Origin of the sequence: Streptomyces tendae (assembly GCF_014650435.1) — a bacterium.
In the GTDB taxonomy this organism is placed as follows: domain Bacteria; phylum Actinomycetota; class Actinomycetes; order Streptomycetales; family Streptomycetaceae; genus Streptomyces; species Streptomyces tendae.
Map to the genome: position 1 here is coordinate 204,749 of NZ_BMUY01000008.1, position 14,717 is coordinate 219,465.

The 14,717-nt window shown below is 72.5% G+C and carries 13 protein-coding genes; 9 read left to right on the forward strand and 4 right to left on the reverse strand.

Annotated elements, in window-relative coordinates; translation table 11 throughout:
- Positions 1-132 precede the first annotated feature (132 nt).
- Both IE258_RS22140 and IE258_RS22145 read left to right on the forward strand, forming a co-directional pair.
- Positions 133-786, forward strand: coding sequence for a TetR/AcrR family transcriptional regulator (locus IE258_RS22140; protein WP_189746088.1), 654 nt, complete (start codon positions 133-135; stop codon positions 784-786).
- A 182-nt stretch (positions 787-968) separates the two neighbouring features.
- Positions 969-2,513 carry an MFS transporter gene (locus tag IE258_RS22145; protein WP_159327095.1) on the forward strand — a complete coding sequence of 515 codons (1,545 nt, stop codon included), beginning with the start codon at positions 969-971 and terminating at the stop codon, positions 2,511-2,513.
- A 99-nt stretch (positions 2,514-2,612) separates the two neighbouring features.
- Here IE258_RS22145 and IE258_RS22150 read toward each other — a convergent pair whose 3' ends face one another.
- Positions 2,613-3,104 carry a MarR family winged helix-turn-helix transcriptional regulator gene (locus IE258_RS22150; protein ID WP_052839249.1) on the reverse strand — a complete coding sequence of 164 codons (492 nt, stop codon included), beginning with the start codon at positions 3,102-3,104 and terminating at the stop codon, positions 2,613-2,615.
- 119 nt (positions 3,105-3,223) lie between these two features.
- Here IE258_RS22150 and IE258_RS22155 point away from each other — a divergent pair, with 119 nt between their 5' ends.
- Positions 3,224-3,985, forward strand: coding sequence for a dioxygenase family protein (locus IE258_RS22155; protein ID WP_189746408.1), 762 nt, complete (start codon positions 3,224-3,226; stop codon positions 3,983-3,985).
- A gap of 69 nt (positions 3,986-4,054) precedes the next feature.
- Here the strand turns inward: IE258_RS22155 and IE258_RS22160 are convergent, their stop codons facing one another.
- Entirely contained in the window at positions 4,055-4,570 is a 516-nt protein-coding gene (locus IE258_RS22160; protein WP_189746410.1) for a GNAT family N-acetyltransferase, read from the reverse strand.
- A 228-nt stretch (positions 4,571-4,798) separates the two neighbouring features.
- Here IE258_RS22160 and IE258_RS22165 point away from each other — a divergent pair, with 228 nt between their 5' ends.
- Positions 4,799-5,797: a sigma-70 family RNA polymerase sigma factor gene (locus IE258_RS22165; RefSeq protein WP_030190975.1), complete on the forward strand. Its 999-nt coding sequence runs from the start codon at positions 4,799-4,801 to the stop codon at positions 5,795-5,797.
- Positions 5,798-6,238: 441 nt separating this feature from the next.
- Positions 6,239-7,072: a TetR/AcrR family transcriptional regulator gene (locus tag IE258_RS22170; RefSeq protein WP_373309902.1), complete on the forward strand. Its 834-nt coding sequence runs from the start codon at positions 6,239-6,241 to the stop codon at positions 7,070-7,072.
- Between the two features lie 61 nt (positions 7,073-7,133).
- On the opposite strand, the gene IE258_RS22175 is transcribed toward IE258_RS22170, so the two are convergent.
- The gene (locus IE258_RS22175; protein ID WP_189746090.1) at positions 7,134-8,105 is read right to left on the reverse strand and encodes a helix-turn-helix transcriptional regulator; all 972 of its coding nucleotides are present in this window, start codon (positions 8,103-8,105) and stop codon (positions 7,134-7,136) included.
- A 62-nt stretch (positions 8,106-8,167) separates the two neighbouring features.
- Between IE258_RS22175 and IE258_RS22180 the strand changes: the two genes are divergently transcribed.
- The 4 genes from IE258_RS22180 (at position 8,168) to IE258_RS22195 (ending at position 13,911) form a co-directional block, all read left to right on the forward strand.
- Positions 8,168-9,712, forward strand: coding sequence for an MFS transporter (locus tag IE258_RS22180; RefSeq protein WP_189746092.1), 1,545 nt, complete (start codon positions 8,168-8,170; stop codon positions 9,710-9,712).
- 194 nt (positions 9,713-9,906) lie between these two features.
- Positions 9,907-10,668, forward strand: a complete 762-nt coding sequence (locus tag IE258_RS22185) for a DeoR/GlpR family DNA-binding transcription regulator (protein WP_127892173.1) — start codon at positions 9,907-9,909, stop codon at positions 10,666-10,668.
- Entirely contained in the window at positions 10,665-11,612 is a 948-nt protein-coding gene (gene pfkB, locus IE258_RS22190; protein WP_189746095.1) for a 1-phosphofructokinase, read from the forward strand. The genes IE258_RS22185 and pfkB overlap by 4 nt, the downstream gene beginning before the upstream one ends.
- Positions 11,613-11,799: 187 nt before the next feature.
- The gene (locus IE258_RS22195) at positions 11,800-13,911 is read left to right on the forward strand and encodes a PTS fructose transporter subunit IIABC (protein ID WP_189746097.1); all 2,112 of its coding nucleotides are present in this window, start codon (positions 11,800-11,802) and stop codon (positions 13,909-13,911) included.
- A 36-nt stretch (positions 13,912-13,947) separates the two neighbouring features.
- Here the strand turns inward: IE258_RS22195 and IE258_RS22200 are convergent, their stop codons facing one another.
- The gene (locus IE258_RS22200) at positions 13,948-14,703 is read right to left on the reverse strand and encodes a DUF6227 family protein (protein WP_189746099.1); all 756 of its coding nucleotides are present in this window, start codon (positions 14,701-14,703) and stop codon (positions 13,948-13,950) included.
- Positions 14,704-14,717: the final 14 nt, after the last annotated feature.

Genomic DNA, 14,717 nt, shown 5'->3' on the forward strand with positions numbered 1-14,717 from the left:
GGATCGTGAACCCAGTCGTCACACCCGTGACCGACACCCTCACAGACCACTCAGACGCCAAGACAACTAGACGCCACAGGCACCACAAGCACCACGGGCGTCACAGACACCACAGACACGAAGGAGTACACCGTGCAGACCGCGATTCCCGATCAGCGCAAGGTGGCCCGGCCCCGCGCCGATGCTCTGCGCAACCGGGAGCGGATCGTCCTCGCCGCCCGGGAGATGTTCGTCGAGCACGGGCCGGACGTGCCCCTCGACGACGTCGCCCGCCGGGCCGGCGTCGGCAACGCCACGGTGTACCGCAACTTCCCCGACCGTGACGCCCTCGTCCGCGAGGTCGTCTGCTCGGTCATGGACCGTACGGCACGGGCGGCCGAGCTGGCCCTCGCGGAGACCGGTGACGCGTTCGAGGCGCTGGAGCGCTTCGTGCACGCCTCCGCCGACGAGCGGATCAGCGCCCTGTGCCCCATGGTGGCCAGCACCTTCGACCAGCACCACCCCGACCTGGAGGCGGCACGCGGACGGGTCGAGCGACTCGTCGCCGAGGTCATGGACCGGGCGAAGGCGGCCGGTCAGCTCCGCGGCGACGTGGGTGTGGGCGATCTGATGATCGCCGCGGCCCAGCTCAGCCGGCCCCCAGCCGGTACGGGGTGCGTGAGTGCCGACCGGTTCGTCCATCGCCATCTGCAGCTGTTCCTGGACGGGCTGCGGGCTCCCGCCCGCTCCGCCCTCCCGGGTGCGGCAGTGACTCTGGAGGATCTGCGCCGGCCCTGCGACCAGTAGTACCGCCAGACACGAAGCCACCAGTACCAGCAGCACCGGTACCAGTAACAGCACCAGCAACAGCACCAGTTCCGTCACCGACGCCGGGCTGTCGGCACTCCCGCCGACCGCCGCCGTAGGCACGGTTTCAGTCGTCCCTTTTCTCGTCTTTTTCCGTCACGAAGTCCGAAGTGGGTATCCCCATGTCTCAATCAGCCGTCAAGGCATCCGGCGTCACCGACGCCCCGGACGCCGGTCGCTGGAAAGCGCTGGTCTTCATCGCGCTCGCCCAGCTGATGGTGGTCCTCGACGCCACCATCGTGAACATCGCCCTTCCCTCCGCACAGCAGGACCTCGGTATCTCCGACGGCAACCGGCAGTGGGTCGTCACGGCCTATGCCCTCGCCTTCGGCGGTCTGCTGCTGTTCGGCGGCCGGATAGCCGACCTGTGGGGCCGCAAGCGCACCTTCGTCACCGGCCTGGCCGGCTTCGCCGTCGCCTCCGCGCTGGGCGGCGCGGCCACCAACGAGGCGATGATGTTCGGCTCCCGCGCCCTCCAGGGCGTCTTCGGCGCCCTGCTCGCGCCCGCCGCGCTCTCCCTGCTCGCCGTGATGTTCACGGACGCCAAGGAGCGCGCCAAGGCGTTCGGCATCTACGGTGCGATCGCCGGTGGCGGTGGCGCCGTGGGTCTGATCCTCGGCGGCTTCCTCACCGAGTACCTGAACTGGCGCTGGACGTTCTTCGTCAACATCCCGTTCGCCATCGTCGCCGCGGCCGGTGCGTACCTGGTCATCCGTGAGCCCAAGGGCGGCCGCAACCGCTCGCCGCTCGACATCCCCGGCGTCATCCTGTCCACCCTGGGTCTGGTCGCGCTGGTCTACGGCTTCACCCGCGCCGAGTCCAACGGCTGGAGCGACGCGCTGACGATCGGCATGTTCGTCGGCTCGGCCGTGCTGCTGCTGGCCTTCGTGATCGTCGAGTCCAAGGTCAAGGCTCCACTGCTGCCGCTGCGCGTGATCACCGAGCGCAACCGGGGCGGGATCTACCTCTCGCTGGGCCTGGCCATCATCGCGATGTTCGGCCTGTTCCTCTTCCTGACCTACTACCTGCAGATCGTGAAGGGCTACACGCCGGTGAAGACCGGCTTCGCCTTCCTGCCGATGATCGCGGGCATGATCACGGGCTCCACGCAGATCGGTGCCCGGCTGATGACCCGGGTCGCGCCCCGGCTGCTGATGGGCCCCGGCTTCCTGGTCGCCGCCGTCGGCATGCTGTTCCTGACCCAGCTGGAGATCAACACCTCCTACGCCGGTGTGCTGCTGCCCGGCATGCTGCTGCTCGGCCTCGGCATGGGTACGGCGTTCATGCCGGCCATGTCCATGGCCACCATGGGCGTGGAGGCTCGGGACGCCGGTGTCGCCTCCGCGATGGTCAACACCTCGCAGCAGGTGGGCGGCGCGATCGGTACGGCGCTGCTGAACACGATCGCCGCCTCCGCCACCACGTCCTACATCGCCGACCACATGGGCGGCGCGGCCTCCCGGTCCCAGCAGCAGCTGGTCCAGCTGGAGGGCCAGGTGCAGGGCTACACCAGCGCGATCTGGTTCGCCGTCGGCATCCTCGTCGTCGCGGCCGCGATCGCCCTGACCCTCATCAACGCCGGGCGGCCGGGCGGCGGCGCCGTCACCGGGTCCGGTGCGGGTGAGGAGGCCGAGGACGAGCTGCGGGTGCCGGTCGTCGCCCACTGACGACCGCCCCGTTACCCGCTCGGGCCCCGTTCCACCCGTGCGTACGGGGAGGGGACGCCCCGTACGCACGGTTCCCCCGGACCTGCCCCGGCCGCGCGCTCAGCGCAGCCAGGGCAGGTCCGCACCCGCTTCGCTCGGCTGAAGTCCCTCGGCGACGATCCGCATGATCTCGCCGAGGGACTTCTGCTGTTCGGGGGTGAGCCGGTCGAAGACCGCCTGCCGTACGGCGTTCACATGGCCGGGGGCGGTCCGGCGCAGCACCTCGTACCCCTCGTCCGTGAGGATGGTGAACTGGCCGCGCTTGTCGGAGGGGCAGTCCTCGCGGCGCACCCAGCCGTTCTTCTCCAGGCGGGCCACCGCGTGCGAGAGCCGGGAGCGGGTGATCTTCGCGTACTTGGCCAGCTCCGTCATCCGCAGCCGCCGGCGCGGTGACTCGGCCAGCTTGACCAGCAGGCCGTAGTAGACGTGCGGCATGCCCGCGTCGCGCTGGAGCTGCCGGTCGAGGTGGTCCTCGAGGAGGGTCGCCGCCTCGATGTAGGAGCGCCAGACCAGCTGCTCCTCGGCGGTGAGCCAACGGGGTTCGTCGTTCATGCGTCCCACTGTACGAGACGGTTCCTTGAACATTAAACAAAGTCCGCGTAGATTGATGGCAAGTAGAGATTGAGAGTTCAAGTATTGGAGTAGTCATGGCCGCCGCAGTCCGGGAGCGCATGCCCGCCCTCTACCTCAGCCACGGCGCCCCGCCGCTCGCCGACGACGCCGTCTGGCCCGGCGAGCTGGCCGCGTGGGCCGCGGACCTGCCGCACCCGAAGGCGATCCTCGTCGTCTCCGCCCACTGGGAGGAGGCCCCGCTCGCCCTCGGCGCCACCCGGACCGTCCCCCTCGTCTACGACTTCTGGGGCTTCCCGGAGCACTACTACCAGGTGCGCTACGCGGCGCCCGGCGCGCCCGCGCTCGCCGAGTCCGTACGTAAGCTGCTGCGCGCCCCCGGCACGCCCGTGCAGGACGTCCCCGACCGCGGCCTCGACCACGGCGCCTACGTGCCCCTGGTCGAGATGTACCCCGGCGCCGACATCCCGGTCCTCCAGGTCTCCATGCCGACCCTCGACCCGGCGCGGCTCATGGAGATCGGCCGCAGGCTCGCGCCGCTGCGCGACGAAGGCGTGCTGATCATCGGCTCCGGCTTCTTCACCCACAACCTCGCCGCGCTGCGCCAGGGCGGCGTCCCCTCCTGGTCCGCGGAGTTCGACGACTGGGGCCGGCGCGCACTGGAGGGCGGGGACGTGGACGGGCTGCTCGACTTCGCCCGCAAGTCCCCGGCGGGACGGCTCGCCCACCCGCGCACCGAGCACTTCGCACCGCTGTTCGTGACCATGGGTGCGGCGGACGCGGCCGGTGAACTGGACACGCGCCGGTCGGTGATCGACGGGTTCTGGATGGGGCTGGCGAAGCGCTCGGTGCAGTTCGGCTGACCCGCGGGACGACGGCCCGCGAGGGGCGTCCCGGCGCCCGCGAGGCGCGGCCCGGATGCCGCCGCCGGGCTACAGCGGCTTCTCGTACCAGGCCACGTCCCAGTACCGCCCGAACTTGCGGCCCACCTCCCGGTAGGTGCCCACGTGCCGGAAGCCGAACCGGGCGTGCAGCCGGGCGGACGCCTCGTTGGGCTGGGCGATGCCCGCGTAGGCGCGGTGCAGGTCCTCGCCGGCCAGGGCGTCGAAGAGGGACGTGTAGAGCAGCGAGCCGATGCCGCGGCCGCCGGCCCCGGGAGCGACGTAGACGGTGGTCTCCACCGAGGTCCCGTAGGCGGGCTTCGCGCGGTAGGGGCTGGAGGTGGCGTACCCCAGAATCTCCTGTGAGTCCGCGGCCGTGGCAACCCTCAGCCGGTGCGGGCCGTCTTCAGGGTGGGAGAGCAGCCAAGGGCGGCGCTCTTCCGGGGTGAACGGCTCGGTGTCGAACGTGATGGGCGTCTCAAGCACGTAGTGGTTGTAGAGGGTGGTGAGGGCCTTGAGATCGGCCTCGACTCCCGGTCTGACCTGGACCTCCGCAGTTCCCGACAGCATCGCCCCTCCTCGTGTGGCGGCACAGGGTACTGCATGATCAGAAAAATCGAGGGGCGGGTTGGGAATTCTGTCCGGATTCCAGTCGTTGTTTCCATCGGATGCAGGGCACCCGAGGAGAGTCCCGAGAACGAACCCGAGAGGGTTCGGAGACAACGGAGACAACCCCGCAAGGCGCCCGAGCGTTCACAGGACCACCCGCTGAACCACCATCGCAAGGGAGCACGCATGGCAACCCGTGCCGTCGCCCGTCGTAAGTCCGCCACCGGCGAGACCTCCGGCTCGGCAACCAGCGTCCGCGCGAACGGCGGCGAGCTCGCCGACCGCGATCTGGTCGGCATGTACCTCGACGAGATCGCCCGGACACCGCTGCTCGACGCCGCCAAGGAGGTCGAGCTGTCCCAGACCATCGAGGCGGGTGTGTTCGCGCGGCAGGTCCTCGAAGGGTACGAGGAGACCGGGGCGGACGCCACCCGTGAGGAGCTCCAGGCCCTGATCGACGAGGGCGAGCGGGCGAAGGACGTCTTCATCCGCTCCAACCTCCGCCTGGTCGTCGCGGTCGCCCGCCGCTACCCGCGCAGCGGTCTGCCGCTCCTCGACCTGATCCAGGAGGGCAACGCCGGCCTGGTCCGCGCGGTCGAGAAGTTCGACTACCGCAAGGGCTTCAAGTTCTCGACGTACGCGACCTGGTGGATCCGTCAGGCCATCACCCGTTCCATCGCCGACCAGTCGCGCACCATCCGGCTCCCCGTCCACCTGGTGGAGGAGCTGGGCCGGATCCGGCGCGTGCAGCGCGAGTTCAACCGGGAGCACGGCCGTGAGCCGGAGCCCGCCGAGATCGCGGCCGAGCTGGGCTCGACGCCGGAGCGCGTCACCGACGTGCTCGACTGGGCCCGCGACCCGGTCTCGCTGAACATGTCGGTGGACGACGAGGGCGAGACCCAGTTCGGCGACCTGCTGGAGGACACCTCCGCCGTGTCGCCCGAGCAGTCGGTGCTGACCCTGCTGCGCAGCGAGGAGCTGGACGACCTCATCGGCCGCCTGGACCCGCGCACGGCCTCCATCATCAAGATGCGGTACGGCATCGACGACGGCCGCGAGCGCACGCTGACCGAGGTCGGCAAGGAGCACGGTCTCACCCGCGAGCGCATCCGGCAGATCGAGAAGCACGCGCTGCTGGAGCTGAAGAAGCTGGCCCGCGACACCGGCTTCGAAGCGGCGGCGTAGGGCGGCAGGGGCGACGGACGGCGGTGCGGCCCGACCGCCGCGTGACGCGGGGGCGTGACGTGGCGGATGGGGCGCACGCCGGTGGTCGAACCCCGCGCAAACATGGCTGTACAACGCTGCTTCAACTCGCGGAGGCCGGGCACAAGACGTTCGGGCCCATTGGCCGGGGCAGGGAGATGCCCTCGCACCGCCCCACCGCGGCAGTACCACCGCAGCACACACCGGACCACGTCCCGACGCACTCCCCCCGGCGCCGGGACTTCCCGAGCCGGGCTCGGCGCCCCTCCCCCCGGGGCGCCGCAGCCCGGCTCCTTCTCGTGCGGGGACCGGGCCGGGCCGGCCGCGGGTCGGGGCAGGGCGGAGAGGCGGGCCACCCCGAACCTGAACCCCGGGGTGGCCCGCCGGATGGCAGATTCTGCCACAGCGGCATAGCCTGCCGAAGTGAGCACCACGGTTCCAGCAGTCCCCGACCCCGGCCCGGGATCGACCCAGCCGGGTCAGCCGATCCAACCGGTCCAGCCGACCCGGCCAGGTCAGCCGACCCGGCCAGGTCAGCCGATCCGGCCAGATCAGCCGGTCCGGCACGTCCGCCCGGTCGGCTCGGCCAGCCGGGCCGGCTCGGTCGACTCGGTTTCCCTGACTGAGCGGCGCAAGGCCGAGACCCGGATGGAGATCGCCCGGGCGGCGGCCCGCCTCTTCGCCGGCCAGGGCCTGCGGGCCACCCGGGCCGAGGACATCGCCCGGACGGCGGGTGTCGCCCCGCGCACCTTCTACCGCTACTTCGCGGCCAAGGAGGAGGCGATCGCCCCGCTCTACGCCCTGGGCGCCGAGCGCTGGGTGCGGGCGGTGCGCGAGGCCCCGGCCGAACTGTCCCCGCCCGCGGCCCTGGAACACGCCGTACGGCACACGCTGACGCCCGGCGCGGGTGTTTCGGCGCCCTCGTGGGAGTGGGCCCGGGCGCTGATCCGCCTGGCCGAGAGCAGTCCGGCGCTGCGCAAGGTGTGGGCCGAGGTCTGCCACTCCACGGAGCGGGGGCTGGTGGAGGCGCTGGCCGCGCGGATGTCCGGGGGCGACGACAACGTTGCCGCCCGACTGGCAGCCTCCCCCCGGCTGCACTTCTCGGCCGCCGTGGCGGGCGCCGCCGTGCGCGTCGCGGCGGAGTACTGGGCGTCGTCGTCCTCCCAGGAGACGCGCAGCCCGCTGGACCAGGCGCTGCTGAACCTGGCGGTGCTGCGGGAGTTCACCTGGGAGGACGACCTCACGGAGCAGGGGTGAACGCGCGGGCCGGTGAGCGGTGGTGACGGCGGGCCCGCGATGCCGGTCGGTCCAGTGCCGGTCAGCCCGGCCCCGTCGCGCGTGCCAGGCGGGCGCCCAGGTCCCGTACGCAGTCGACCAGCTCCGCCGGTTCCCGGACCCGGAACTCCAGGCCGGTCGTCGCCAGGCGGACCGCGATCCACTCCACCGAGCCGGAGACGGTCGCCCGCACCACGCACGACGTGCAGCCGTCCACCGCCTCGGGCGTCCCCATCCAGTGCGGCAGCAGCGGCGCGACGGCCTCGGCCGGTGCGTGGAAGACGACCGCGATCTCGTAGGAGTCGTTGCGGCGCCGCATCGAGTGCCGCAGGTACTCGGCCGCGTCCCCGGTCGGCAGCTCCCGCGGAGCGAACCGCGCCCCCGTGGCGAAGGGCTCGCTCACCCGGTCGACCCGGAAGGTCCGCCAGTCGTCCCGGTCGAGGTCGTAGGCGACCAGGTACCAGCGCCGCCCCGTCGACACCAGCCGGTACGGCTCCGTCACGCGCCGCGACTCGCTGCCGTCCGCCGCGCGGTAGGCGAACCGCAGCCGCTCGTGCCCGGCCACCGTCGAGGCCATCACGGTCAGCGTCTCGGGCGCGATGCTCGGCCCGTCCCCGCTGGTCAGCGGCGTCGTCGCGGACTGGAGTGTGGCGACCCGGTGCCGCAGCCGGGACGGCAGCACCTGCTCCAGCTTGGCCAGGGCCCGCACCGACGCCTCGTCCAGGCCCTCGACCGCGTGTCCCGCGCCCGCCCGCAGCCCGACCGCGATCGCCACCGCCTCCTCGTCGTCGAGGACCAGCGGCGGCATGGCCTTGCCCGCCACCAGCCGGTAGCCACCGTCGGCACCCATCGTGGCCTGGACCGGATAGCCCAGTTCGCGCAGGCGGTCGATGTCCCGCCGGACCGTGCGCCGGGAGACCCCGAGCCGGTCGGCCAGCTCGCCGCCGGGCCATTCGCGGGGCGTCTGCAGGAGCGAGAGGAGCGTCAGCAGCCGGGCTGGAGTGTCCGTCGTCATGCCTTCGAGCATGCCGCAGATATAGGACACGATCCGACCTACTGGCCTCCTAAGTTCCTTCCATGACCTCCAAGCAGAGCCCCGACCCGGCTCCCGTCCCGCCTGTCCCACCCGTCGTGCCAGCCGCGCCCGCCGCAGGCGACCGGCGTCGCTGGTTCGCCCTCGCGATCGTGATGACCGCGGCGTTCATGGACCTGGTGGACGTCACCATCGTCAACATCGCCATCCCCTCGATCCAGCAGGACGAGGGCGCCTCGTTCAGCCAGATCCAGTGGATCACCGCCGGGTACGCCCTCGCCTTCGCGGCCGGCCTGATCACCGGCGGGCGGCTCGGCGACATCCACGGCCGCAAGCGGGTCTTCCTCGTCGGCATCGGCGGCTTCACCCTGGCCTCGGCGCTGTGCGGCCTCGCCGTGAACCCGGAGATGCTGGTCGCCTCCCGCATCCTCCAGGGCGGCATGGCGGCGCTGATGGTGCCGCAGGTCCTGTCGATCGTGCACGCCACCTTCCCGGCACACGAACGCGGCAAGGTCTTCGGCCTGTTCGGCGCCATCGTCGGACTCGGGGCCGTCTCCGGTCCGCTGCTGGGCGCCCTGCTCACCGAGTGGAATCTCTTCGGGCTCGAATGGCGGCCCATCTTCCTCATCAACCTGCCCGTCGGCGTCGCGGGCCTCGTCCTCGGCAGCCGCTTCATCACGGAGTCGAAGGCGCCGCGCGCGCTCCGGCTGGACCTGGTCGGGGTCGCGCTGGTCACCCTGGGCCTGCTGATGCTGATCTACCCGCTCACCCGGGGCGAGGAGCTCGGCTGGCCGCTGTGGGGGCACCTCTCGATGGCCGGCTCGCTCGTGGTCCTCGCGGTCCTGGTCGCCTACGAACGGCGCAAGAGCGCGCGGGACGGTTCGCCGCTGGTGGAGCTGTCGCTGTTCAGGGTCAAGAGCTTCGCGGCCGGCATCGCCGTGCAGACCGTCTTCGGGGTCGGCCTCGGTGTCTTCTTCCTGGTCTGGACGCTGTACATGCAGGTGGGCCTCGGCTGGACCCCGCTGCGGGCCGGGCTGACCGGTGTACCGTTCTCGATCGCCGTGTCCACGGCGGCCGGCATCTCGGTGCAGAAGCTGGTCCCGCGGTTCGGACGCAAAGTGCTCCAGGCGGGCGCGCTGGTGATGGCGGCCGGGGTGCTCCTCTACATCTGGGAGTCCGGGCGCTACGGGCTCGCCATCACCTCCTGGCAGATGGCGCTGCCGCTGGCCGTGATGGGCCTCGGCATGGGACTGATCGTCGCGCCGCTGACCGACGCGGTGCTCTCCCAGGTGCCGCGCGAGCACGCCGGGTCGGCGTCGGGACTCATCAACACCGTGCAGCAGATGGGCAACGCGCTCGGACTCGGGCTGGTGTCGGTGGTCTTCTTCGGCACGATGGGCGACCACCTCACCCCCGCCCGCGTCGGCCCCGCCTACGTGGACGCCTTCCAGAACGCGCTGGGGTGGGTGGCCGGGGTGATGGCCGTCATCTTCCTGCTGATGTTCGCGCTGCCCGGGCGACCGGCCCAGCACGTGGAAGGGGGCCGGGCGGAGGACCGGCCGGAGGAGAAGGAGCCCGCGCTGGTCTGAGACCGCGGACGCGCGACGGGACGTGAACAGGGGCGGGTCCGGCACAGAGGTGCCGGGCCCGCCCTGCTGCACGTCGATGCCCGTTCATGCCTGTTTGAGTCCGATCGTTTCTGCTTCCTGTTTACATTCCGGACAACCAGGCGTAGCCTCCGAGCGAAACCACAGGTTCGGGCACGGGTCGGAGGTGAACGGTCATGTACGCACCGGAGCGGCAGCAGGAGATCCTCCGGCTCGCCCGGGACGGCGGCCGGGTGGACGTGGTGTCGTTGGCCGAGGAGTTCCAGGTGACGGCGGAGACCATCCGCCGCGACCTCAAGGCGCTCGACCGCGCCGGTCTGCTCCGCCGGGTGCACGGCGGCGCGATCCCCGCAGGACGGCTCGACTTCGAACCGGATCTCGCCGAGCGCGAGTCCACCGCCGCCGACGAGAAGGACCGCATCGCCCGGGCGGCCCTCGCCGAACTGCCGGCCGAGGGCACGCTGATCCTCGACGCCGGTTCCACGGTGGCCCGCATGGCCGCGGCGATCCCGCCGGACGCCTCGCTGACCGTGGTCACCCACAGCCTGCCCATCGCGGCCCGCCTCGCCGACCACCCCGGCATCCAGCTCCACATCGTCGGAGGGCGCGTGCGCCACCGTACGCGCGCCGCCGTGGACGCCTGGGCGCTGCGTGCGTACGGCGAGATCCGCGCCGACGTGGCCGTGGTGGCGGCCAACGGGTTCTCCGTGGAGCACGGACTGACCACCCCCGACCTCGCCGAGGCCGCCGTCAAACGGGCCGCGCTGACCGCCGCTCGGCGCGTGGTGCTGCTCGCCGACTCCTCCAAGTACGCCCAGGAGCACTTCGCCCGCTTCGGCGCCCTGGACGACGTGGACCTGCTGATCACCGACACCGGACTGACCCCCGAGGACGCGGGCGACATCGAGCGCGCCGGCACGGAAGTAGTACGCGCATGATCCTGACCGTCACCCCCAACCCGTCGCTGGACCGCACCTACGAGGTGCCCTCCCTCGACCGCGGCGACGTCGTCCGCGCCACCGGCGAGCGGGTCGACCCCGGCGGCAAGGGCGTGAACGTCTCGCGCGCGGTGACCGCCGCCGGGCAGCGCACCGTCGCGGTGCTGCCGCTGGGCGGGGCGCCGGGCGCGCTCGTCGCCGACCTGCTCGACGCGCAGGGCATCGAAGTCGCGGCGGTGCCGATCACCGGGCCCACCCGGTCCAACATCGCCCTCGCCGAAGCCGACGGCGTCCTGACCAAGATCAACGCACCGGGCCCCGAACTCTCCCCGGCCGAACGGGAACTGCTCCTGGAGACCGTACGGCGCCAGTCGTCCGGCGCGGACTGGATCGCCTGCTGCGGCAGCCTGCCCCGCGGACTCGCCCCGTCCTGGTACGCCGACCTGGTCGCCCGGGCGCACACCGCCGGGGTCCGCATCGCCCTGGACACCTCGGGACCGGCCCTGCTGCGGGCGCTGCGCGAGCGGCCCGACGTGGTCAAGCCGAACGCCGAGGAGCTCGCCGAGGCCGTCGGGCGTCCGCTGGCCACGGTCGGCGACGCCGTGAAGGCCGCCGAGGAACTGCGGGAGCTGGGCGCCCGTTCCGTGCTCGCCAGCCTGGGCGCCGACGGGCAGCTGCTCGTGGACGACGCGGGCACCTGGTTCGGCACCGCCCGCGTGGACGCCGTACGCAGCAACGTCGGCGCCGGGGACTCCTCCCTCGCCGGTTTCCTCGTCGCCGGCGGGACGGGGCCCGGCGCCCTCGCGTCCGCCGTCGCGCACGGCGCCGCCGCCGTCCAGCTGCCCGGCAGCGTGATGCCGACGCCGCACGACCTGGACCCGGCGGCCGTGACGGTCACCACCGAGGTACCGGTGAACCGCGTACTGAAGGAGCCGGCGTCATGAAGCCGGGCCCCGGTCTCCTTCCCGGCCCGTCCCACGGCCCGCTCCCCGGGGCCGTCCCCGCCCCCCACCGCCGCGCCCCCAGCCCCCACCGCTGTGCCCCCGTCCCCCAAGGCTGTGCCCCCGTCCCCCTCCCCGCCCCCGCCCCTCACCCCACGTTCCGGGCGATACGCGAGCTAAGGAGCCCGCGATGAGCGACATGATCACCGCGGATCTGGTCGACCTCGACCTGTCCGCCGACACCAAGGAAGCGGCGGCGCGTGCCCTCGCGGAGCGGATGGTCGCCCTGGGCCGGGTGACCGACCTGGAGGGCTTCCTCGCCGACGTGGCCGCCCGCGAGGCGCAGATGCCGACCGGCCTGGACGGCGGCATCGGCATCCCGCACTGCCGCAGCGAGCACGTCACCGAGCCGACGCTCGCCTTCGGGCGCAGCGCGGCCGGCGTCGACTTCGGGGCGGCGGACGGACCGGCCGACCTGATCTTCCTCATCGCTGCTCCGGCGGGCGCCGACGACGCCCACCTGACGATCCTCTCCTCGCTGGCCCGGCAGCTGATGAACGCCGAGTTCACCGCCGCGCTGCGCTCGGCGGGCGACGCGGCGGCCGCCGCAGCGCTGATCCGCGGCGAGGAGCCGGCCCCGGCCGAGGACGCTCCTGAGGAGACCGGGGCCACCGCGGACACCGGGGGCACCGCGGACACCGGGGCGGTCTCGGCGGCGGCCTCCGCCGAGACCGCCCCGGGCAGCACCGGCCAGGATTCCGGCGGGCCCGCGCGCCCGTTCCGGATCGTCGCCGTCACCTCCTGTCCCACCGGCATCGCGCACACCTACATGGCGGCCGAGTCGCTGGAGAACGCGGGCCGCGAGGAGGGCGTCGAAGTCGTCGTCGAGACCCAGGGCTCGGCCGGGTTCACCCGGCTCGACCCGGCGGTGATCGCGGCGGCGGACGGCGTGATCCTCGCCCACGACGTGGCCGTGCGCGAGAAGGACCGCTTCGCCGGGAAACCGACCGTCGACACGGGCGTGAAGGCGGCCATCAACCGGCCCGGCGAGCTGATCGGCGAGGTCCGCGACAAGGCGGCCCGCGGCGAGGTCACAGCGGCCGCCGCGGACGGCCCGGCCGGTTCCGGCGGGGCGACTCCGGTCGAGCGCGGCGGCGAGTCCGGCGAGGGGTACGGCACCAAGCTCCGCAAGTGGCTGATGTCCGGCGTCAGTTACATGGTCCCGTTCGTCGCCGCGGGCGGTCTGCTGATCGCCCTGGGCTTCGCGATCGGCGGCTACGAGATCAACAAGGCGCCCTCCGTGATGGACCACTTCGTGTGGACCCAGGCGGACAGCTGGGCGGCGCTGCTCTTCCAGATCGGCGGCGTGGCCTTCGCCTTCCTCGTCCCGGTACTGGCCGGCTACATCGCCTACGGGATGGCCGACCGGCCGGGCCTGGTCCCCGGCTTCGTCGGCGGCTCGATCGCGCTGACCATCAACGCCGGCTTCCTCGGCGGTCTGGCGGCCGGTCTGATCTCCGGCGCGGTGGTGCTGGCGATCCAGCGGGTGCCGATACCGAAGGCGCTGCGCGGCATCATGCCGGTGGTGGTGATCCCGCTGGTCTCGGCGGCGGTCGTCGGGTTCCTGATGTTCGTCGTGATCGGCAAGCCCATCGCGTCCGCGCAGGAGGGGATGACCGACTGGCTCAACGGTCTGTCCGGCGCCAACGCGGTCCTGCTCGGCGCGCTGCTCGGCCTGATGATGTGCTTCGACCTCGGCGGCCCGGTCAACAAGGTCGCCTACACCTTCGCCACCGCGGGCATCGCGGTCGCCAGCCCCAGCGACTCGGCGATGAAGATCATGGCGGCGGTGATGGCGGCCGGCATGGTGCCGCCGCTGGCGATGGCCCTGGCCACCACGGTGCGCGGCCGGCTCTTCAACGCCGCCGAGCGGGAGAACGGCAAGGCCGCCTGGGTGCTGGGCGCCTCCTTCATCTCCGAGGGCGCGATCCCGTTCGCCGCCGCCGACCCGCTGCGCGTCATCCCGTCCTCGATGGTGGGCGGCGCGGTCACCGGCGCCCTGTCGATGGCCTTCGGGGCGACGCTGCGTGCCCCGCACGGCGGCATCTTCGTGGTCCCGCTGATCGGCAACCCGCTGCTCTACCTCGTCGCCATCGCGGCCGGTGTCTGTGTCACCACGGCCCTGGTGATCGTCCTCAAGGGGCTGCGCAAGCCGGTGACGGGCACGTCGGCCCAGGGCCCCGGCACAGGCACGGACCCGTCGGCCCCGACGCCCGGAGCCAAGCAGCCGGTGGCCGCGTAAGGCAGGCCCCGGCGGGGCGCGGGGGAGCGGGGCGCGCTACGGGGAGACCTGCGCCGCGCGCCGCTCCATGGCCCGGCGGGCCGTGTCCTCGCTGTCGTACACCTCGCACATGTGGCGTCCGTCCGGCGTGGCCGTGTGCTCGACCTCCCACAGGGAGACCTCCACGCCGTCGCGCAGCAGGAACGCGTGCTCGTAGAGCGAGAAGCCGATCCGGGCGCGGCCCGCGCGGCCGGGCCCGCCGAACGCCTGGACGATCTGGTGCCCGCACGCCGTCGACAGCCGGTCGGCGAGGTCCGCGCCGGGCCGGTCCGCGTTCTCCGCGCGGCGCAGCAGCCGGCGGGCGTGGTCCGCGGAGGCGTCGGGGACGTAGGCGTGGCGCGGGGCGGGGACGGGCGACAGCTGCACCTGGACCTGCACCGGCAGCTCGAAATCGGGGGTGTCGGGCGGCAGGGCCAGCCGGGAGCCGGCGGCGCGCAACTCCTCCTCGTCGACGTAGACCTCGTGCTGCGGCTCGCCGCCCGGGGTGGTGTTGTGGACCAGCTCCCAGAGCGTGAGCGCCGAGCCGTCGGCGAGCAGCCAGGTGTGCCGGTACGTCTCGCGGTGCAGCCCCGCGCTGTGGTGCGCGGAGTGCAGGGAACCGTCGTGCGCCAGCGCGCAGTCCAGTCGCCGTATCGTCTCGTCGGGCAGCTCGAACGAGTTCAGGGCGCGTCCGAGCAGCCGCATGAGGTGCTCCTCCGGAGACTCGGGCGACTCGGGTGGTTCGTACGCTGCCGTCTCGTACGGAACGCTCAAGGTTTCTCCCGGCG

Excerpts from the sequence above, each read along its gene's own strand:
- IE258_RS22155 (WP_189746408.1), top strand. The coding sequence starts at position 3,224 with ATGCCCGCCCTCTACCTCAGCCACGGCGCCCCGCCGCTCGCCGACGAC.
- IE258_RS22195 (WP_189746097.1), top strand. The coding sequence starts at position 11,800 with ATGAGCGACATGATCACCGCGGATCTGGTCGACCTCGACCTGTCCGCC.
- IE258_RS22180 (WP_189746092.1), top strand. The coding sequence starts at position 8,168 with ATGACCTCCAAGCAGAGCCCCGACCCGGCTCCCGTCCCGCCTGTCCCA.
- IE258_RS22165 (WP_030190975.1), top strand. The coding sequence starts at position 4,799 with ATGGCAACCCGTGCCGTCGCCCGTCGTAAGTCCGCCACCGGCGAGACC.
- IE258_RS22150 (WP_052839249.1), bottom strand. The coding sequence starts at position 3,104 with ATGAACGACGAACCCCGTTGGCTCACCGCCGAGGAGCAGCTGGTCTGG.
- IE258_RS22145 (WP_159327095.1), top strand. The coding sequence starts at position 969 with ATGTCTCAATCAGCCGTCAAGGCATCCGGCGTCACCGACGCCCCGGAC.
- pfkB (WP_189746095.1), top strand. The coding sequence starts at position 10,665 with ATGATCCTGACCGTCACCCCCAACCCGTCGCTGGACCGCACCTACGAG.
- IE258_RS22175 (WP_189746090.1), bottom strand. The coding sequence starts at position 8,105 with ATGACGACGGACACTCCAGCCCGGCTGCTGACGCTCCTCTCGCTCCTG.
- IE258_RS22185 (WP_127892173.1), top strand. The coding sequence starts at position 9,907 with ATGTACGCACCGGAGCGGCAGCAGGAGATCCTCCGGCTCGCCCGGGAC.